Origin of the sequence: Streptomyces sp. NPDC002476 (assembly GCF_042889785.1) — a bacterium.
Taxonomy (GTDB): domain Bacteria; phylum Actinomycetota; class Actinomycetes; order Streptomycetales; family Streptomycetaceae; genus Streptomyces.
In genome coordinates, this window is record NZ_JBIARH010000008.1 from 263,728 (window position 1) to 282,323 (window position 18,596).

At 72.4% G+C, this 18,596-nt stretch carries 23 protein-coding genes; 8 read left to right on the forward strand and 15 right to left on the reverse strand.

What is annotated here, in order from left to right; all coding sequences use genetic code 11:
- Position 1: 1 nt before the first annotated feature.
- The 10 genes from ACFYXM_RS13110 to ACFYXM_RS13155 form a co-directional block, all read right to left on the reverse strand.
- The gene (locus tag ACFYXM_RS13110; protein ID WP_389289077.1) at positions 2-1,261 is read right to left on the reverse strand and encodes a cytochrome P450; all 1,260 of its coding nucleotides are present in this window, start codon (positions 1,259-1,261) and stop codon (positions 2-4) included.
- A 111-nt stretch (positions 1,262-1,372) separates the two neighbouring features.
- Positions 1,373-2,158, reverse strand: coding sequence for an IclR family transcriptional regulator (locus ACFYXM_RS13115; RefSeq protein ID WP_389289078.1), 786 nt, complete (start codon positions 2,156-2,158; stop codon positions 1,373-1,375).
- Positions 2,159-2,452: 294 nt separating this feature from the next.
- Positions 2,453-3,655, reverse strand: coding sequence for a 4-hydroxybenzoate 3-monooxygenase (locus ACFYXM_RS13120; protein WP_389289079.1), 1,203 nt, complete (start codon positions 3,653-3,655; stop codon positions 2,453-2,455).
- A complete protein-coding gene (gene pcaD, locus ACFYXM_RS13125) occupies positions 3,652-4,863 on the reverse strand; it encodes a 3-oxoadipate enol-lactonase (protein WP_389289080.1) in 1,212 nt (403 codons plus the stop codon). Before pcaD ends, ACFYXM_RS13120 begins: the two co-directional genes overlap by 4 nt.
- Positions 4,860-6,224 carry a 3-carboxy-cis,cis-muconate cycloisomerase gene (gene pcaB / locus ACFYXM_RS13130; RefSeq protein ID WP_389289081.1) on the reverse strand — a complete coding sequence of 455 codons (1,365 nt, stop codon included), beginning with the start codon at positions 6,222-6,224 and terminating at the stop codon, positions 4,860-4,862. The genes pcaD and pcaB overlap by 4 nt, the downstream gene beginning before the upstream one ends.
- Complete coding sequence (pcaG, locus tag ACFYXM_RS13135) at positions 6,211-6,777, reverse strand: protocatechuate 3,4-dioxygenase subunit alpha (protein ID WP_389289111.1); 567 nt, start codon at positions 6,775-6,777, stop codon at positions 6,211-6,213. The genes pcaB and pcaG overlap by 14 nt, the downstream gene beginning before the upstream one ends.
- An 8-nt stretch (positions 6,778-6,785) precedes the next feature.
- Positions 6,786-7,499, reverse strand: coding sequence for a protocatechuate 3,4-dioxygenase subunit beta (gene pcaH / locus ACFYXM_RS13140; protein WP_389289112.1), 714 nt, complete (start codon positions 7,497-7,499; stop codon positions 6,786-6,788).
- Between the two features lie 59 nt (positions 7,500-7,558).
- The gene (locus tag ACFYXM_RS13145; RefSeq protein ID WP_389289083.1) at positions 7,559-8,749 is read right to left on the reverse strand and encodes a thiolase family protein; all 1,191 of its coding nucleotides are present in this window, start codon (positions 8,747-8,749) and stop codon (positions 7,559-7,561) included.
- A gap of 2 nt (positions 8,750-8,751) precedes the next feature.
- Positions 8,752-9,393 carry a CoA transferase subunit B gene (locus tag ACFYXM_RS13150; protein ID WP_389289084.1) on the reverse strand — a complete coding sequence of 214 codons (642 nt, stop codon included), beginning with the start codon at positions 9,391-9,393 and terminating at the stop codon, positions 8,752-8,754.
- A complete protein-coding gene (locus tag ACFYXM_RS13155) occupies positions 9,390-10,163 on the reverse strand; it encodes a CoA transferase subunit A (protein WP_389289085.1) in 774 nt (257 codons plus the stop codon). The genes ACFYXM_RS13150 and ACFYXM_RS13155 overlap by 4 nt, the downstream gene beginning before the upstream one ends.
- A 190-nt stretch (positions 10,164-10,353) precedes the next feature.
- Here ACFYXM_RS13155 and ACFYXM_RS13160 point away from each other — a divergent pair, with 190 nt between their 5' ends.
- Positions 10,354-12,003: an IclR family transcriptional regulator C-terminal domain-containing protein gene (locus ACFYXM_RS13160; RefSeq protein ID WP_389289086.1), complete on the forward strand. Its 1,650-nt coding sequence runs from the start codon at positions 10,354-10,356 to the stop codon at positions 12,001-12,003.
- Positions 12,004-12,112: 109 nt separating this feature from the next.
- Here ACFYXM_RS13160 and ACFYXM_RS13165 read toward each other — a convergent pair whose 3' ends face one another.
- Positions 12,113-13,240: a serine/threonine-protein kinase gene (locus tag ACFYXM_RS13165; protein ID WP_389289087.1), complete on the reverse strand. Its 1,128-nt coding sequence runs from the start codon at positions 13,238-13,240 to the stop codon at positions 12,113-12,115.
- Positions 13,241-13,275: 35 nt separating this feature from the next.
- The gene (locus ACFYXM_RS13170) at positions 13,276-13,722 is read right to left on the reverse strand and encodes a hypothetical protein (RefSeq protein ID WP_389289088.1); all 447 of its coding nucleotides are present in this window, start codon (positions 13,720-13,722) and stop codon (positions 13,276-13,278) included.
- Between the two features lie 98 nt (positions 13,723-13,820).
- Here ACFYXM_RS13170 and ACFYXM_RS13175 point away from each other — a divergent pair, with 98 nt between their 5' ends.
- The 3 genes from ACFYXM_RS13175 to ACFYXM_RS13185 all read left to right on the forward strand — a co-directional run bounded on the left by ACFYXM_RS13175 (position 13,821) and on the right by ACFYXM_RS13185 (position 15,294).
- Positions 13,821-14,423 carry a DNA-binding protein gene (locus tag ACFYXM_RS13175; protein ID WP_389289090.1) on the forward strand — a complete coding sequence of 201 codons (603 nt, stop codon included), beginning with the start codon at positions 13,821-13,823 and terminating at the stop codon, positions 14,421-14,423.
- A 273-nt stretch (positions 14,424-14,696) separates the two neighbouring features.
- A complete protein-coding gene (locus ACFYXM_RS13180; RefSeq protein ID WP_389289091.1) occupies positions 14,697-14,894 on the forward strand; it encodes a hypothetical protein in 198 nt (65 codons plus the stop codon).
- A 133-nt stretch (positions 14,895-15,027) separates the two neighbouring features.
- Positions 15,028-15,294, forward strand: a complete 267-nt coding sequence (locus tag ACFYXM_RS13185; RefSeq protein ID WP_389289092.1) for a hypothetical protein — start codon at positions 15,028-15,030, stop codon at positions 15,292-15,294.
- Between the two features lie 132 nt (positions 15,295-15,426).
- Here the strand turns inward: ACFYXM_RS13185 and ACFYXM_RS13190 are convergent, their stop codons facing one another.
- The gene (locus ACFYXM_RS13190) at positions 15,427-15,831 is read right to left on the reverse strand and encodes a hypothetical protein (RefSeq protein WP_389289093.1); all 405 of its coding nucleotides are present in this window, start codon (positions 15,829-15,831) and stop codon (positions 15,427-15,429) included.
- A gap of 289 nt (positions 15,832-16,120) precedes the next feature.
- On the opposite strand from ACFYXM_RS13190, the gene ACFYXM_RS13195 reads away from it, so the two are divergent.
- The 3 genes from ACFYXM_RS13195 (at position 16,121) to ACFYXM_RS13205 (ending at position 17,643) form a co-directional block, all read left to right on the forward strand.
- On the forward strand, positions 16,121-16,555 hold the full coding sequence (locus ACFYXM_RS13195; protein ID WP_389289094.1) for a hypothetical protein: 435 nt from the start codon (positions 16,121-16,123) through the stop codon (positions 16,553-16,555).
- A gap of 462 nt (positions 16,556-17,017) precedes the next feature.
- Positions 17,018-17,323, forward strand: coding sequence for a hypothetical protein (locus ACFYXM_RS13200; RefSeq protein ID WP_389289095.1), 306 nt, complete (start codon positions 17,018-17,020; stop codon positions 17,321-17,323).
- Positions 17,320-17,643: a hypothetical protein gene (locus ACFYXM_RS13205; protein ID WP_389289096.1), complete on the forward strand. Its 324-nt coding sequence runs from the start codon at positions 17,320-17,322 to the stop codon at positions 17,641-17,643. The genes ACFYXM_RS13200 and ACFYXM_RS13205 overlap by 4 nt, the downstream gene beginning before the upstream one ends.
- On the opposite strand, the gene ACFYXM_RS13210 is transcribed toward ACFYXM_RS13205, so the two are convergent.
- Positions 17,601-18,095 (reverse strand): hypothetical protein, encoded by a 495-nt coding sequence (locus tag ACFYXM_RS13210; RefSeq protein WP_389289097.1) that lies wholly within the window; start codon positions 18,093-18,095, stop codon positions 17,601-17,603. The genes ACFYXM_RS13205 and ACFYXM_RS13210 overlap by 43 nt on opposite strands.
- Positions 18,092-18,259 (reverse strand): hypothetical protein, encoded by a 168-nt coding sequence (locus ACFYXM_RS13215; protein ID WP_389289098.1) that lies wholly within the window; start codon positions 18,257-18,259, stop codon positions 18,092-18,094. Before ACFYXM_RS13215 ends, ACFYXM_RS13210 begins: the two co-directional genes overlap by 4 nt.
- Before the next feature lie 152 nt (positions 18,260-18,411).
- On the opposite strand from ACFYXM_RS13215, the gene ACFYXM_RS13220 reads away from it, so the two are divergent.
- Positions 18,412-18,596, forward strand: a 185-nt coding sequence (locus ACFYXM_RS13220; RefSeq protein ID WP_389289099.1) for a helix-turn-helix domain-containing protein, incomplete at its 3' end; no start/stop codon positions are given.

An 18,596-nucleotide genomic window follows, 5' to 3' on the forward strand; every position in this document is an offset into this window, starting at 1 on the left:
GTCAGTCCTCCCAGGTGACGGGAACCGCGGCAGGGGCGCGGAAGGAGAGGTTGCGGCCGAAGCGGACGTCCGCGCCGTCGGCGAGGCGCAGAGCGGGTGCGAGGCGTGCGACCTCCTCCAGCGCGATCTTCGCCTGCAGCTTGGCGAGCATGTTGCCCAGGCAGTAGTGGATCCCGTAGCCGAACGACAGGTGCTCGCGGGCGTTGGGACGGCCGATGTCGAAGGACTCGCCGTCCTCGAACCGGGACGCGTCGCGGTTGGCGGAGCCCATGAGCAGCAGGACGTCGGCGCCCTTCGGGATCGCCACGTCGCCGATCCGGGTGTCGCGCAGCGCCCGCCGGCGCCAGCCGACGATGGACGGGCTGTAGCGCAGCACCTCGTCGACGGCGGCCGGGACACGTGCCGGGTCGTCGACCACGGCCCGCCACTGCTCGGGGTGGGAGAGCAGCACGCGCAGCGCGTTGGAGATCAGGGTGGTGGTCGTCTCGTGGCCGGCGAAGAGCAGCGAGTAGCAGACCGAGGCGATCTCGTGGTCGCTGATCGGGTCGCCCTCGGCCTGCATCCGGACCATGTCGCCGACCAGGCTGTCCGGTGCGGTCTCGTGCGCCTCGGCGACCAGGCGCCGGCACTCGGCCCAGTACTCGACCAGGTTGCGGGCGTGCGGCACCTGCTCCTCGTCGGTCAGGTCGCCCCAGGTCATCGCCGCGCGCGAGTCCGACCAGCGCTTGAACGTGTCGATCATGCCGACGTCCGCGCCGATCAGGGTGAGGATGGTGATCGTGGGGACGTCGTAGGCGAGGTCCCGGACCAGGTCGCCGCGGCGCTCCGGCCGGGCCAGCATCGTCTCGAGCAGCCGCACCACGTTGGCGCGGATCCGGGGTTCGAGCACCTTGAACCGGCGCGGCGTGAACGCCTTCGCGGCGACCCTGCGGATCCGGGTGTGCTCCGGGGGGACCCGGGCGGACAGGCCGGAGTAGGCGGTGAAGCCGCCCTCCTCCATGATCTGCCGGGCCTGCCGCCCCCGTTCGCGCACCGGGGCCTGGGCGTTCTCGGAGGAGAAGGTCTCCCAGTCCTCGAAGACGGCTTTGATGTCGTCGTACCGGCTCACGACCCAGCAGCCGATCCGCTCGTCGAACATCACCGGTTCCTGTGCACGCAGGGCCGCGTACGACGGGAACGGGTCGTCCTGTTCGAATGGTTTGTAGCCGTGGTGGACCGGACAGGCCGGGGCAGTCCCGGCCGGGCTCTGAGTCGACGCCATACCGCCTCCTGAGATGTGTGTCGTGTCGTGTGACGACCGCTTCATGGTGTCCTCGGCCACAGAGGCCGTCCAGGCGCGGCTTCCGTTGGACGGAAGCCGCTGTGCCCCGGATCAGCGGGGTTGCCGGGTGGCGCGGCGCGGCCGCAGGACGGGGGTGGGCTGCGGCCGCGCCGCGGCGGCCTCGATGCGCTGCGCGACGCCCCGCAGGGTCGGCAGGTGGCGGGTCATGACGGCACCCTGGTTCGACAGCATCACCAGGCCGATCGCGGCCGGGTGCGGCTCCAGGCGGACCGGTACCGCGATCGAGCAGGAGCCCTCTCGGACCTCCTCCTGGGTGGTGGCGTAACCCTCGTCGCGCACCTTGCGCAACTCGGCCACGAGCCGGCCCGGGTTGACGTGCGTGTGCCGGGTCGGGGCCTCCAGGCGGTGCGCGACATACGCCTCGCGGACCCACTCCTCCTCGTAGGCGAGCAGCACCTTGCCGACCGCCGTGGCGTGCAGCGGCAGCCGGCCGCCGACGCGCGAGGCCCGCGGAACGCGGGTCGAGCCGTAGATCCGGTCGATGTAGAGCGCCTCGTCCCCGTCGCGGATGGCGAGGTGCGCGGTCTCGTGGGTGAGCGAGAACAGGTCCTGCAAGTGGGGACGGGCGGTGTCGCGCAGGTGGCGGCCGGCGTTCTGGGCGACACCCCACAGGCGCAGGCCGACGATGTAGCGGCCGCGGTCGTCCCGTTCGAGGGCACCCCACTCGACGAGTTCCCCGACAAGCCGGTGAGCGGTGGGCAGCGGCACGTCGGCGTACTGGGCCAGCTCGCTGAGCGACAGCGCGTGCCGACCGCCTTCGAAAGCGCCGAGCAGCGCGAACACCTTGGTGGTCACGGTGCGACCGTCACCGCGCATGGCACCCTCCTTGGTCACGGTGCTGACATTGTCACGTGCGGCTTGTCACGTACGACGACACGGGCCCCGCGGGCCCGCGTCCGTCCCACGGCCGCCGGCCCGGCACGGTCGTGCCCGCAGCCGTCAGCCCTGCGCCGTCGGCCCGGCGCGACCCGCTGGGGGAGTGCGGGCCGGGGCGTGGCCCGCCGTCCGCCGGCCGGCCGTGCCGGGGACGCCGACGGCGTCGGGCGGACGGCCGGTGACGTACCTCGCCGAGCCGGCCGGTGAGGGGGCGCGGGCGGGGCAGGGCCAGGCTCAGCGCCCTCCCGGCCAGCCGGTGTAGGCCTCGGCGAGGTACGTCGACCCCGCGGCCGATCCCGTCACCGAGGCCAGCTCGCCCTCCTGGCGCCGCACGTCGAAGGGGGTTGCGTTCGGCAGTGCGTGCAGCATCGTCGTCATCCAGTAGGAGAAGTGCTGCGCCTTCCACACCCGGTGCAGCGCCCGCTCGCTGTAGCCCGCCAGCGGGGCCGGGTCGTCGGCGGCCAGCGCCCGCCCCAGCTCCCCGGCCAGCACCCGGACATCGGCGAGCGCGAGATTGAGCCCCTTGGCGCCGGTCGGCGGGACCGTGTGCGCGGCGTCGCCGACGAGGACGAGGCGGCCGTGGTGCATCGGTTCCTGGACGAAGCTGCGGAACGGAAGCACGGTCCGCGAGGTGATCGGCCCCTCCTTGAGCACATGGCCGTTGGCGCCCACGCGCGCCTGCAGCTCCGCCCAGATCCGTTCGTCGGACCAGGCGTCCGCGTCCTCGGCGGGATCGCACTGGAAGTACATCCGCTGCAGCGTCTCGGTGCGCTGACTGATCAGCGCGAAGCCGCGCGGCGAGTGGTTGTAGATGAGCTCCGGCGCGCTCGGCGGCGCCTCGGCGAGGACGCCGAACCAGGCGAAGGGGTACTCGCGGAAGTACTGGCGCCGCCCGGCCTCCGGCACCATCCGGCGGCACAGGCTCCGCGAGCCGTCGGCACCGACCAGGAACTCGGCTCGGACCTCGTGAGCGGCCCCGTCGACGTCGGTGAACCGCATGACCGGCGCGGAGAGGAGGTCGTCGACCGAGACGTCGGTGACGCCGAAGCGCACGTCGCCGCCGTCGCGTTCGCGGGCGTCGGCGAGGTCGGTGAAGACGTCCTGCTGGGGGTACAGGTACGTCGAGGCGCCGACCAGGCCGCGGAAGTCGATCCGGTGGCTGCCGCCGCCGAAGGCCAGCTCGATGCCGTCGTGCCGGTAGCCGTCACGGTGCACACGGTCCGAGACACCGGTGTCGACCAGCAGGTCCACGGAGTCCTGTTCGAGGATCCCGGCGCGGTGGGTCCGCTCGATCTCCTCGCGACTGCGCAGGTCGATCGCGACGGAGTCGATTCCGGCCCGCGCGAGCAGGTGGGAGAGCATGAGCCCGGCCGGACCTGCGCCGACTATGCCGACCCGGGTGCGGGAGTGGATGCGCGAGGACGACATACGGCTCATGGGCGGAGCCCTCCTTCGAGTTCTTCGAGTTCTTCGAGTACACCGTTGGCGACGGCGAAGGCGGAGTTGGCCGCCGGGACGCCGCAGTAGATCGCGGCCTGCAGCAGCACCTCTCCGATCTCCGCCGCGGACAGGCCGTTGGTGCGGGCCGCGCGGACGTGCATGGCCAGTTCCCCGTGGTGGCCCAGGGCGACCAGGGCGGTGAGGGTGACGCAGCTGCGGGTGCGCCGGTCCAGCCCCGGGCGGGTCCAGATCTCGCCCCAGGCGTAGCGGGTGATCAGGTCCTGGAACGGCTCGGTGAACGCGGTGGTTCCGGCCACCGCGCGGTCCACGTGCGCGTCGCCGAGGACGGCGCGGCGCACCCCCATACCGGCGGCGTGTGTCTCCTCGCGTGTCGCTCCCGCCGTGTCCGGGGCCGGGTCGAGATGGGCGAGCAGCGCGGCGAGCACGCGCCGCGGCTGCTCGGCGGGGGCGAGGTGGGCGGCCCCGGGGATCTCCACCAGGGTCGCGCCGGGAATGCCGTCGGCGAGTTCCCGGGCGTCGACCGGCGGGGTGGCCAGATCCTCGCGTCCGCCCACGACGAGTGTGGGCGCGCTGATCCGCCGCAGTTCGGCGCGCAGGTCGAATCCTGCCAGGGCGTCGCAGCAGGCGGCGTAGCCGTCCCGGTCACAGGCTCTCTGGTCCTCGACCAGGGCGGCGGCGGTCGGCGTCCCGGCGAAGGCCGGGGTGAACCAGCGGGCGGGCGCGTTGGCGGCGAGCTGGTCGAGCCCCTCCGTGCGCACCAGCTCGGCCCGCGCCTGCCAGGTTGCCGGTTCGGCGAAGCGGGCCGCGGAGCAGACGACCGTCAGCGATGCCACCCGCTCGGGGTGGTGGACGGCCAGCCAGGCGCCGATCGCACCGCCGAGCGAGACCCCCGCGTAGGCGAACCGGTCGACGCCGAGCGCGTCGGCGAGGGCGAGCACCAGTGCGCCGAGGTCGGCGACGGTGGTGTGTCCGGGCTCCGGGTCCGGCAGCACGGACGCGGGCGTGCCGCCGTGGCCCGGGAGGTCCCAGCGGATCACCCGGTGCCGCCGCGACAGCGCCGGGACGAGCGCGTCCCACAGCCTCAGCGAGGTGCCCAGGGACGGGCCCAGAAACAGCGGGGGAGCGTCGTCGCGCCCGTCGACACGGTGGTGGAGCAGCGTGGTCGACGCCTTCGGTGACGTCATGGCAGGTCCTCGGAGTGGTCGTGGCGGTGCCCCGGGCCGCGGCGCAGGGCTCGGTCGGTGAGCGGCGCGGCGGCGCCGAGGTAGCCGGTCGGGTCGAGCAGGTCCCGCAGCCGCTTCGGGGCGAGCAGGCCGGCGAGCGCCGGATCCTCCTCCAGTGCCTCGTCCAGCCCCAGGCCCTCGGCTGCCGCGGTCCGGGAGGCACGGGTGAGCAGGCTGCGCGCCTCGGCCCGGCCGACCAGCGGTTCGAAGGCGGCGACGAGGCGCTCGGAGACGATCAGTCCTTCCGTCAGTTCGAGGTGGGCACGCATCCGGTGGTCGGCCACCCGCAGCTCGGAGGCCATCCGGGCGGCGTCATGGGCCGCGCCGCCGACCAGGCGCAGGGCTTCGCGCAGGGTTTCCCACTCGGCGTGCCAGGCACCGGCCGGGCGTTCGTCCTCGGCGGCCATGGAGCCGAGGAGCACGGCCGCGAGCTGCGGCAGGCGGCGCGCGGCGGAGGCGATGAGGGTGGCCCGGACCGGGTTGGACTTGTGCGGCATGGCCGACGAGCCGCCGCCGCTGCCTTCCGCCACCTCCGCGATCTCCGTGCGGGAGAGCACCAGCACATCGGCGGCGATCTTGCCGAGCGCGCCGCCGACCAGGGCCAGCGCCGCGCCCAGGTCCGCGACGGGCATGCGCAGCACGTGCCACGGCAGCAGCGGCTCGGCGAGCCCCAGTTGCCGCGCGTACCGGGCGGAGAGCGGCAGCGCCTGTTCTCCGAAGCCGGCCAGCGTGCCCGCGGCACCGCCCAGTTGGGCGGGCAGCAGGACGGCGGCGAGCCGGTCCCTGGCGTCCAGGACCAGGTGCCGCCAGCCGGCCGCCTTCAGCCCGAAGGTGGTCGGTACGGCGTGCTGGGTGAGCGTACGGCCGGGCATCGGCGTCTCGCGGTGCGCGGCGGCGAGCCCGGCCAGCGTCGCGGCGGCACGGTCCAGGTCGGCCAGGATCAGCCGCCGGGCACGACCGGCCACCAGCATCAGTGCGGAGTCGAGGATGTCCTGACTGGTCGCGCCGTGGTGGATGTGGGCGGCGGCGCTCGGGACGGCCGCGGTGAGGTCCGCGACCAGCGGGATCACCGGATTGCCCCCGTCGCTGGCCCGCAGCGCGAGCGAGCGGGCGTCGAAGCGCTCGGCGCGCGCGGCCGCGGTGACGGCGTCGGCCGCCTCGGCGGGTGCGAGGCCGAGTTCGGCCCGCGCCCGCGTCAGAGCCGCCTCGGCGTCGAGCATGGCCTGGAGGAAGCCGTGGTCGCCGGTTGCGGCCTCGACCGGCGAACCCGCCCACCCGGGTGCCAACAGGCCGACGTCGGCGGGCACATCAGCGGAAGTCAAGGAAGACCGTCTCCTCTCCGGGGCTTCCTTGCAGGCGGATGTCGAAGCGGTGGACACCGTCGCGTTCCCGTACGGCCAGCAGCGTCGCGCGCCGGTCGGCCGGGAGACCGCGAAGCAGTGCGTCGTCCTCGTGACCCGGCAGGTAGGCGCGGGTGTGCAGATGGTGCAGCAGGCCGCGGGCGAACACCACGACACCGAGGTAGGGTGCGTCGGCGGGCGGCGGAAGCGTGCGCAGCGTGTAGTGGCCGTCGGCGTCCACGGCGACGCGGCCGAAGCCGGTGAAGTCCACCCCGTGACGGCCGAGGACCGCGCCGGTGACGGGGTCGCGGCGCATCGAGCCCGGCGCACCGGCCCGTGAACCCTCCGGGCTCGCCTGCCAGAACTCCAGCAGCGCGTCGGGGACCGGCCGTCCCTCGCCGTCCAGCACCCGTCCGTGCAGGGTCATGGCCCGCGGGTCGCCGACCGGTGCGACGTCCCCGCCGCCCGCGAACGGCAGGGCGTACCCGAAGAAGGGGCCCACGGTCTGAGAGGGCGTGACGCCCCTCGAGGTCACCTGGCTGCTCACCGGTCCTCGTCCTCCTGCTGCTCGGTCCACGTGGCTCCGGGGCCGTCGAGGACGATGTCGAAGCGGTAACCCAGCGACCATTCGGGCCGGGACAGCTCGTGGACGTATGCGGCGATCAGCCGCTCGCGGGCCGCGGGGTCGGTGATGGACTGGTAGATCGGGTCGTGGGCGAAGAGCGGATCGCCCGGGAAGTACATCTGGGTGATCAGGCGCTGGGTGAACGCGGTGCCGAAGAGCGAGAAGTGGATATGAGCCGGCCGCCAGGCGTTGAGGTGGTTGCGCCACGGGTACGCACCCGGCTTGATGGTGGTGAACGCGTATCCGCCCTGGTCATCCGTCAGGCAGCGTCCGACGCCGGTGAAGTTGGGGTCGAGCGGCGCCGGGTGCTGGTCGCGCTGGTGGGCGTAGCGACCGGAGGCGTTGGCCTGCCAGATCTCGACGAGTTGGCCGCGCACGGGGCGCCCGTCGCGGTCGAGCACCCGGCCGGTGACGGTGATGCGCTCGCCCAGCGGCTCGCCGGGGTGCTGGCGTGTCAGATCGCCGTCCAGCGCGGTCACGTCGGTGTGTCCGAAGACCGGGCCGGTCAGCTCGACCGCCTCCGGGTCCTCGACCGCGACCAGCGGTTGGGTGGGGTGGCGCAGCAGCGTGCTGCGGTAGGGGGCGTAGGAACGGGACGGGTGGACGCCGCCGTCCGTCCGGACCGCCGCCATCTCGGCGTCGATCACGCTTTGCTCGATGAGCCGGCTCATCTCCTTGTCCTTTCTACGGTTCAGCGTTCGAGTACGAGGGCGAGGCCCTGCCCGACACCGATGCACAGCGTGGCGAGCCCGGCGCCCGTGCCGTGGGCGGCGAGCTGGTGGGCGACGGAGCCGACGAGGCGGGCGCCGGAGGCCCCGAGGGGGTGGCCGACGGCGAGCGCGCCGCCGCGCGGGTTGACCTTGGCCGGGTCCAGCTCGGGCAGTTCCGCGAGGCAGCCCAGGGCCTGGGCGGCGAACGCCTCGTTCAGCTCCACGGTGAGCAGGTCGTCGAAGCCGAGCCCGGCCCGTTCCAGGGCGCGGCGGCCGGCCTCGACCGGTCCGAGGCCGAACCACTGGGGCTCGATCGCGCTGACCGCGCCCGCGCGGATCCGTGCCAGCGGTTCGCGGCCGAGTTCGGCCAGCGCGTGCTCGCCGACCAGGAGCAGGGCCGCGGCGCCGTCGTTGAGCGGGGAGGCGTTGCCGGCGGTCACCGTGCCGTCGGGGAGGAAGGCGGGCTTCAGACGTGCCATCGAATCGGGCGTGCCACCGTCGCGGACGCACTCGTCGCGCGGCAGGTCCACCCCGTCGACCGGGACGATCTCGGCGTCGAGCAGGCCGTCCCGCCAGGCGCGCGATGCCTTCTCGTGGCTGGCGAGCGCGAAGAGGTCCTGCTCCTCACGGCTGATCGCGTGCTTGGCGGCGATCAGCTCGGCGCTCTCGCCCAGCGGTATGGTCCACTCGGTCGGCATGAGCCGGTTGACCATCCGCCAGCCGAGCGTCGTCGAGTGGAGCTCCTGGTGCCCGGCGGGGAAGCCGCGCTCGGGCTTGGGCAGAACCCAGGGGGCTCGGCTCATGGACTCCACGCCGCCGGCGACGACGATGTCCGCGTCGCCGACGCGGATGGCGCGCACCGCCTGGATCACCGCCTCCAGACCCGAGCCGCAGAGCCGGTTGACGGTCACGCCGGGCACGCCGACGGGCAGTCCGGCCAGCAGTACGGCCATCCGGGCGACGTTGCGGTTCTCCTCGCCCGCGCCGTTGGCGTTGCCGAGCACGACGTCGCCGATCCGGGCGGGGTCCAGGCGCGGGGTGCGCGCCAGCAGTGCCGCGATCACGCGGGCGGCCAGGTCGTCCGGGCGGACGCCCGACAGGGCCCCGGCGTACCTGCCGAAGGGGGTGCGCACGGCATCGACCACGTAGACGTCGTTGATCCGCTCGGACATGCTCAGTGCTCCTTCGCGGGCAGAACTTCGGCGGCGGTGCGTTCTCGCAGCTTGTCGGCCGTGACGCCGGGGGCGAGCTCGACCAGGCGCAGCCCGTCCCCGGTGACGTCGAGGACGCCGAGGTCGGTGATGACACGGTCGACGCAGCGACGGCCGGTCAGCGGCAGGGTGCAGTCGGCGACGATCTTCGCGCTGCCGTCCTTGGCGGTGTGTTCCATCACGACGATGACCTTGCGGGCGCCGTGGACCAGGTCCATCGCGCCGCCCATGCCCTTGATCATCTTGCCGGGGACGGCCCAGTTCGCCAGGTCACCGCGGGCGGAGACCTGCATCGCGCCCAGCACGGCGACGTCGATGTGGCCGCCGCGGATCATGCCGAAGGAGAGGGCGGAGTCGAAGAAGGCCGCGCCGGGCACGACGGTGACGGTCTCCTTGCCCGCGTTGATCAGGTCGGGGTCGACCCGGTCCTCGGTCGGGTAGGGGCCGACGCCGAGGATGCCGTTCTCGGACTGCAGCACCACGTCGACGCCTTCGGGCAGGTGGTTCGGGATCAGCGTCGGCAGGCCGATGCCGAGGTTGACGTAGGCGCCGTCGGGCAGTTCACGGGCGGCTCGGGCGGCCATCTCGTCTCGGGTCCAGCTCATCGGGCCGTCGCTCCCGTCTCGCTCACGGTCTTCTTCTCGATCCCCTTGGCCGCGGCCTGTTCCGGCGTCAGCTCCACCACCCGCCGCACGAACACACCGGGCAGGTGCACCTCGTCCGGGTCGATCGCGCCGGGCTCGACCAGCTCCTCCACCTCGGCGATCGTGATCCGGCCCGCCATCGCGGCGAGCGGGTTGAAGTTGCGCGAGGCCTTGCCGAAGACGAGGTTGCCGTGCCGGTCGCCCTTCACGGCGCGCACCAGCGCGAAGTCGGTCGTGATGCCGCGCTCCAGGACGTATGCGCGGCCGTCGTACTCGCGCACCTCCTTGGCGGGCGAGGCCACCGCGACGCCGCCGTCCGCGTGGTAGCGCCACGGCAGCCCGCCCTCGGCGACCAGGGTGCCGACGCCGGCGGGGGTGAAGAAGGCGGGGATGCCCGCGCCCCCCGCCCGCAACCGCTCGGCCAGCGTGCCCTGCGGAGTGAGCTCCAGCTCCAGCTCACCGGAGAGGTAGCGGCGGGAGAACTCCTTGTTCTCACCCACGTACGAGCCGGTGACCCGCACGATCCGGTCGGCCGCGAGCAGGATGCCCAGCCCACCGCCGTCCACGCCGCAGTTGTTGGAGACCAGGCTCAGGCCCCCGGCGCCCTGCCGGTGCAGGGCCCGGATGAGTACGTCCGGGACGCCGCTCAGCCCGAAACCGCCTACGGCCAGCGATGAGCCGTGACCGATGTCGGCCACGGCCTCGTCGGCCGATCGCACCACCTTGTCCATGTCTTCGCCTTTGTTCTCGTCGGCCTCGCGGCGGCCTGCCCCAAACCGCGCGTTCGCCTAATGAACTATCCTTCACATTCCGCGTGCAGTGAGTGTCGATCCAGCCACTGCGCCTGTCAAGGCCCCGTCCACGATCGGAGCGCCGCAAGGGCACCGGACGGAGGTACGGTGCGAAGCCGAGGAGGGACCCATGCCACCGACCACCGCCGACTCGTCCGTCGGGCCGCTCGAACGCGGACTCGCCGTCCTGCGCGCGCTCGCCCAGGCGCCCAACGCACGGTTGCGGCCCAGCGAACTGGTCACCCTGACCGGCCTGGCCCGCTCGCCCGTCGACCGGATCGCGACCACCCTGGTCCGGCTCGGGTACCTGCGCGAGGACGACCGGGAACTGGTGCTCGCACCCCGGCTGATCGAGCTCGGCCTCGCCTATCTGCACAGCAGCGGCATCCCCGAGGCGCTCGGGCCGCTGGCCGAGGCGCTCGCCGACGAACTGGACGAGTCCGTCTCACTGGCCGTCCCCGACGGCGACGCGGTGCGCTTCGTCGTGCAGAGCAACCGCCGGCGCACGCTCTCCGTCTCCTTCCGCGTGGGCGACGCGCTGCCCGCCGAGCGCTGCGCCCCCGGCGAACTCTTCGCCGCCGACTGGGACGCCCGGCAGTACGCGCGGTGGCAGGCCCGGGCCCAGGCCGACCCGCACGACGCGGGCTTCCCGGCCGTGCCGCGCCCCAGGCCGCGGGCCCGGCCGACCGAGGCGGAGCTGCGGGCCCGCGCGGCCGAGTCGCGCGAGAACGGCTGGGCGCTCGACGACCAGCGGATCGAACCCGGCCTGGTCGCCGTCGCCGTCCCCGTGCACGACCTGGAGGGGCGCGTGGTCTGCGCGTTGAGCGTCGTCAGCCACACCAGCCGCCATTCGGCGCGGGGACTGCTCGACTTCGCCCTGGACCGGATGCGGAACACGGCCGAGCGGATGAGCCGCGCGCTCACCGAACCGGGCGTCAGGCCACCGGCCCGGGTCCCGGACCGGGACCATTCCCTGGATGCCAAGCGGGAGTTGGGGCCGGAGTACCTGCAGTCGCTGGCCCGGGGCCTGTCCGTGCTGGCCGTTCTCGACCGCCCGGCCGGAATGACGCTCTCCGCCGTGGCCGAGGCCACCGCCCTGCCCCGCGCCACGGCCCGGCGCTCACTGCTGACACTGCAGCACCTCGGATACGTCGCCACCAACGCGGACGGCCGTCGGTTCGCCCCGCTGCCCCGGGCACTCGACCTCGGTTACTCGCCCCTGTCCGCGCTCTCGCTCGCGGAGCTGGCGCAGCCCCACCTGACCACGCTGGTCCGCGAGTTGCACGAGTCCGCCTCGGTCGCCGTGCTGGACGGCGACGACGTGCGCTACATCGCCCGCGTCGCGGCCGGACGGATCATGAGCGTGGCGATCACGATCGGTACGCGCTTCCCCGCGCACGCGACCTCTCTCGGCCGGGTGCTGCTCGCCGGACTCCCGAACGAGCGCCGCGCCCGGTGGCTGCGCGACGCCCACCTCAAGCCGTTCACCGACCACACCGTCACCAGCGCGGACCGTCTCTCCGTCGTGCTGGAGCGGGCGGCGCACGACGGCTTCGCACTGGTGGACCAGGAGTTGGAGGAGGGCCTGCGCTCGATCGCCGTCCCGCTCCTGGGACGCGACGGGCAGGTGATCGCCGCGGCCAACGTCTCCCTTCATGCCGGCCGCACCTCCGCCGACGAGGCCCGCAGGACCGTCCTGCCCGCCCTGCGCGCCGCAGCCGAACGGATCAGCGCCGATGTCGCTCTGGTCTCCGACGTGCGCCTGCCGCCACTTGCCTGAGCTTGTCGTCCGACCCCGGCGCTCGATGGCGTGGGCAAGTTTCTCCGCGGACCGGCCGGGCATGGGCTGGGCGGCGGATGGCCCGTCGGCGCGATCCGCGCGATCGGGGTCAGTCCTCGGGAGTGATCGGTTGCCATGCGTAGCGGCGTGTGCCGGGGATGTGCGTGCACACCAGGGCGTAGGCCTCGGGGCTGAAGGCGACGCTGTAATCCTGGTCCGCAGAACAGGTGCTGAAGGCGGTGGGCCCTTCGGGGTCGGCGGGGCCGCGCTCGGCGTCGGCGGGGACGGTGCGGGCGGGGGCGGTCGGCGGACGGCTCCCCCCGGGGGCGCCCGGCTGGTCGGGGCTGCCGCTGGTCAACGCCGCGGTCGCGGCGAGGCCCGCCAGCAACGCGGCGCCGACGCCGAGGGCCACCCAGGAGCGTCGGCGGTGGGGGGACCGGTCGGTGACGGGAAGGGGCGCGTCGCCGAGTTGGTCAGCGATGAGGAAGGGCTCGTCCTGCCACTGCAGGGGCCAGTGTTCGGTTCCGTGGGCGATGCGGGCGGCGGTGATCGCGTCGAGGGCCGCCGCGGCGGTGGGCCGGTGCTCGGGCCGCTCTGCGGTCATGGCGGCGAGCAGTGCCGGTGGGGCGCCCAGGGCGCGCAGTACGAGCCCGGCGGCGTAGATGTCCTGGGCGGGTGAGCTGTCGGCTCCGGCACGGATCTCGGGGGCGAGGTAGTCGGGTGTGCCCGCGATGTACGCGGGTGCGGTGAGCTGGAGGTGGGGCAGGACGCGGGCGATGCCGAAGTCGCTGAGGTAGGCGTGGGGGCGGGCGGCCCCGGTCGCGGCGAGGAGGATGTTCGAGGGCTTGACGTCGCGGTGCACGAGGCCGGCGGCGTGCACCGCGACGAGCGCGTCCAGGATCTGTTCGGCGAGGAGCAGGCCGACGGCGGGCGGCAGTTCACCGTAGTCCGCGAGAAGCCCGGCGAGCGTGCCGCCGCGGACCAGGGGCAGCACCAGCCAGGCCTCGCCGTCGCGGACGAACCAGTCGACGGGGGCGAGGACATGGGGGTGCCCGAGGCGTATCGATTGCTCGCACACCAGCCGCAGCAGCGACTCGACGTCGGCGCCGCCGGTGACCTTCACCGCCACGTCCCTGCTGTGATGCGTGTCCACGGCCCGCCAGACCGTGCCTTGGGCGCCGCGCGCGATCGGTGCGAGCAACCGGTAACGGTCGGCGAGCATCCCCCCTGCTTCCATGCGCCGTAGCGTACCGGCGCACGGGATCAACGGCGTCAGGCGCCGGCGAGCGTCAGGATCACGGTGTCGGCGGTGGTGGTGATCTGTACGGCGGTCATGCCCGAGGTCGCGGTGAACGTGCCGCCGATGTCGACCACGGTGTACTGGGCGCCTTCGAGGGCGGACCGGTAGGCGTCGAGCGTGGCCTCGGGGTCGTCCGTGCGGTACGTGAGGACGTACGCGCCCTTGCCTCCCGTCACGGAGGTGAGCTCCCCCTTCGGCAGCGGCAGGCCGGCGGGCAGGTCGTCCGGGGCCTTTACGTCGGCGGGGCCGGCGTTGGAAGAGGCGCCCGTATCGCCGGAGGCGGTGGCGTCCGAAGCGGCGGTGGCGGCAGCGGGCTTGTCGGAGTTCTTGGGGGCGGCGTCGTCGCTGCCGCAGGCGGTCAGGCCGAAGGCGGCGAGGGCGGCGACAACGGCGAGCGAAGTGGTGCGCTTCCAGGACACGATGACTTCCCGTCAATTGGGGGTGGGTCGAGCTTCCGGAAGGAGATTGACACATGAAAACGATTTTTGACAAGTGTAAAAACTGCTAGCGTGTACCCATGGACAAGGCCGCCACGACGCGCAACCAAGAGCTCCAGCGCCAGTGGTACGGCGCTCCGCTCGGTGAACTCTGCCGTGACCTGTGCACCCTGTTCGCGGTGACCCAGTCCGGCCTCGCGGAGATCCTCGGGGTCTCGCCGGCCATGCTCAGCCTCGTCATGAGCGCTCAGCGCGCCCGGATCGCCAACCCCGACGCCGCAGCCCGCCTCTCGGCGGTGCTCCACCTCGCCCACGACGTCCGTACCGGCGCCGTGCCGGCCGCCACCGCGCGCGAGACGCTGGAGACCATCCGGGCCAGTCGAACCCCCGGCCAGGACTCACTGGGCGCCGCCTCGCCCCAGCCCGCTCCTTCCCGGCCGGCCCCGCCCCCCGCCCACGGCCCGGCCCAGGATCTGGACACGCGCTTCGCTCTAAGGTTGCGCGATCTGCTCAACTCCCGTGCCGGCGCTGCGGAGATCCTGGCAGCCGCGGCCCTCCTCGAAGCCGACCATCCCGGCCTCGCCGACATCCTCCGCACCTGCGGCGCGGGGAGAACCGACGAGGCCGTGACCCTTGTCCGCCGGCTCGGCGCCGGTCACGGTGTCAGTGACCTGCGCGGCTAGGTCGTTTCCTTCGGATCACCCGGCTGGCCAGATGATGACGGCGGCGTCGGGGAACAAGAAGGGCGTCACCCATTCATTAGATCAGGTGTTCGGATTCCTTGCCGAGTCGAGCCCACAGCATTGATCTCTGTCCACAGGGAGACCTCCTTGGCCTCGATCCACCGACCCGCGCCTTGTGGATAACGTCCCGGAAAACGAAGAAGTGCCTTGTGACCTGCGATGATGGGAGTTCTTCAGGCTTCCGGCACGCACAATCAGCAAGGCACTTCCGAGATGCAGGCTTCCCACACGCGGGCGGCGGTCTCCGCTGCCTTCGATGACGCGAACCTGATCGCGCATGCCGGGCTGGTGCCGGTGATGCGGCTGGCCGAGCGGTGCGTTCTGCCCCGGCTGGTGAGGGAGAAGGTGAGGCTGACCGGGACGAAGAACGGCGCGGGCGCCTCGGCGGACGCCAAGGTCACCGGCAGGTGATGACACCACGTGGAACAAGCCCGCGAGGTCGCGGACGTCAGAGCCATGCCCCGCGTCGACCACGCGGCTGAGGGTGCCGACGTCGTACGCGTCGCCTTCGACACGGGACGGTTTTCCTCGTCGACCGCGGCAGGTGGGACTCACACCCCTCATCCGCGAAGCCGCCGACCGCCAGACTGCGGCCCTCCGCCAACGCCGCGAACCCGAAGAGGCGCTCACCGAGATCGCCGCCCAGGAGGAAATCCTCCGGACCCAGGCCCTTGCCCGGCAGCGCCGCACCCGGCCCGACGGCACCCTCGAAGACAGCATCCGGGCTGCCCTGTGGTGGGCTCGTGCCGAGAGGGTCGGGACAGCGCCCTGCGAGAACGCGGCTCCGGCAGTTCTGGGAAAGACGGCGTGAATCGGCGGCCCCGGGCCACGAGTTCAGTGGTCGAGGCAACACGTCTTCGGGAACAGCTTTCCAGGAACGTTGAGGGACGCAAAAGCCGGCCCCGGTTCGAACTACCCGAACCGGGGCCGGCTTTTCGCGCGTCTATGCGACGGTTGGAAGGCCCTGCGGAGAGTTCAACGTGCGGATTGCGATCGCCTGACTCACGGCGAAGAGCGCGACCTCCAGGGCAATCGCGAGCACAGCGATGACGATCACCGAGGTAGCTGCAGTGAGGGATGCGGCTGCGATCAGCGCCGTGGCGACGATGTTCACGCCCATGACGAGCTTCAGTGCCAGACGGATCTGGAGCCGGGAGACCATCCAAAGGACGAGGCCCGACCAGATCGCCACGACGACTCCAGTCGCGAACAGGAGCGGCAGCGGGAGCTCGACAACGGTCACGATCTGCGGTGCGGTCACCGCGACGAACACGCCAAGAACAAGGCAGTATGCGGCGTCGAGACGGAGGCTCCACACGCCGAGCTTGCGGCCATTGATTCGGGACATGCCGCCAGTATCCCGCGCTTACCTTTCAGAGATGCGGGCCACCCTCGCTCGAAGAGCGCGTCGACTGCGCGGAGCGGGTTTCCTGCGGGCGGGGATGTTCCGGCGGGTCCCGTCGCCGAGGGCGCAGCCAGGTGCACGGGGGCCGATGCCCCTGTCGAATCACGCGGCGGGGATATCGGCTCACAGCAAGCCGCCCCGCATTCCCGGAGTGGAGGGCGGGGCGGCGCATAGCCGGGACACGAGCAGGACACACTTGGCCCAAGTTGTTCGACACACCGGGAGCAGTGCGTTGTCGTGGAGAGATGCGGTCCAGCCGGCCCTGAGGATGCTGCTCCAGCCGGAGACCCGGATCGACCCGTACCTGGAGATATTGCGCCTGGGCGCGGAACACGAGGACATCGAGGCTCGGGACATCGTGGTGCCCCTGGCCCTGGGCGGCGCGCTGGTGACCGGCACCCTGGTCTCCACCGACACCTGGGAACGCCTGCACCTGCGTCAGCTCGGCAACCACGACGACACCCTGCGCCGAGTCGTACGCCACGCGGTCGCGCACCTGGACGAGGCCGCCGAGAAACGCCGACGCCCCCGCGACATCGACCACCGCTTCCTTCACCTGCGGGACGTGACATACCGCTCCGGACGAACCACCTACGCCCTGCCGGCCCGGCGCGGCTCCATCTCGGCGGTCAGCGGCTGGACCCTCGGCGAACCCGACAAGAGCTGACCTGTCGCCTTCTTCCCTGCTGATCGGCGCCTATGGCCCTGGGGCTGCGCCGAGTACGAGCCCAGGCCCGATGCCGTCCCGGACAATGCGCAGAGACGGCGGTTCGGTGAGGAGACTGGAACCCCAGCACGCCCCTGCCGCGCCGAGACATCGCCAGCGCCGGGCCCACGATGCTGGTGGACGAACCCGACATTCCCCGGCAGCGCCTCCGCACGGGTGGCTGATCGGGCGGGGCCTGGTCCAGCGGCCGTTTTGCTCGGACCGGCGCTGCGACGACGGAATCCGGCTGGACACCGGGACCGGATGCGAGAACTGCCAGAACGTAATCCACACCCGCCGCGCCCGCCGGGCCCGGATCGGCGCGGAGGTCGACCGGGAGCTGCCCGGCCTGTCCGACGGCGAGCGCCGGAGCGTCCTCGAGGAGCGGCTGCGCGAGGAGGCGGCCATCGAGGCGGAGGATTCGTGTGGCGGCGCGAGCAGGCCCGCGAACAGCAGGCCCGCCGCGATGCCGCCCGCGCGGCGGCCCAGGAGCGGGCGGAGACAGAACGCGCGGCCGCGGCCGCCGCCGACGCGGCCCGGCAGGCCCTGCCGTGCGAGGACTGCGGGCAGGAGCGGTCGTCCGGGCTGAGCGAGGCGTGCGGCTACCGGCGCCGGACCGAGGCGGTGATCGTGGAGACCGGACTGGTCGCCGCGCCCTGGACGGACCGGCTGCCCGGGCTCGCTGCACGTCCGCTGAACAACAACGCCACCGGGGCGGTGATCGCATGACCGAGCTGAGCGGCGGCGACCTCGCCCGCCAGGCTCTGGTCGCGGCCCGGGAGGCGGCGAAGAAGAACAGCGCCGCCCGGACGAAGAAGCCCAAGCGGCGCAGCACCGCCGTGGTGCGGCGGGACGGGCGCGAGCCGCTCGGGCTCGGTGCGGCGATCGGCATGATGATGACCGAGCGCGGCCGCCCAGACGTTGAAGGCGGCGTCACGGGGCCGGCGGCTGTATCGACGGTTTGCGCGCCATCGCCCGCAGCAGGGGCTTCAGAAGGATCACCAGGTCAGTGGCAAGAGCCCTTGCTGAAGGTCGCGTGGGAGAGGTAGAACGCGAGCATCCCCGGGTCGGGGGGCGGCCGGTCCTCGGCCCCCGGGAAGACTACGGGGGGCTGCTCGTCCAGGGTCAGCGTGATGCGGACGCAGTACTCCGTCTCGGTGTCCTCAGTGCTGACCGTGTAGCCTGCACCCTCCTCTTCACGCGTGTCGACGCCGTGCCCTGGCCCGATGCCGCTCTCCCGGATCGCCTCCGCGATCAGGAAGCCGTGGTCGCCCTCCAGGCTTGTGTAGTGCCGTTTGCCGCCTAGATCTTGGACGCCCTTGCGGACGGCGTCGCGGAGTTCGCCCTCACTCCACGTCGACTCGGCCTGCATACCGAACAGCACGCCGAGCGCGACAAGCGGCGTGAGGATGATGAGTGCGAGACCAACCGGGTTGCGGTGGTTGTAGACGTACCGGCTGGTTCCCAACTTGCTCCGGATGAAGACGGGTTCTTCGCTCAACGTGCTGCCTGCACACCGCCGATGTGCGCTGCCCAGGCATCTGCCCGGAGCGCGAGCTTCGGGGCATCGGGGCTCTGCGGGGGCACGTCCTCAAACGGTCCGTCGAACTCGGCTTCGGCTCGGTTGCTGCGGGCCGAGAACCTGCGGTGAGGTGCGGTCGTCATCTGATTCCTCCGTGGATAACTCCGCCCTTCAGGGCGGAGAGGAAATGGACTCCTGCGGAGCAGGGCAAGGGCTGCGATTCGCCGCCGGGGCGGATCGCAGTGCTCTGACCAGCAGATTTGATCTTTACGTGTGGGCTCATTAGTTTGTGAGCATGGCCGCGAATCACGTGAAGCGGGCGTTCAAATACCGCTTCTATCCGACCGATGTGCAGGCAGCTGAGCTGTCGCGCACGTTCGGATGCGTGCGCAAGGTCTACAACCTGGCGCTCGCGGCCCGCACGGAGGCGTGGACGCGGCAGGAGCGGGTCAACTACAACGCCACCTCGGCGATGCTGAC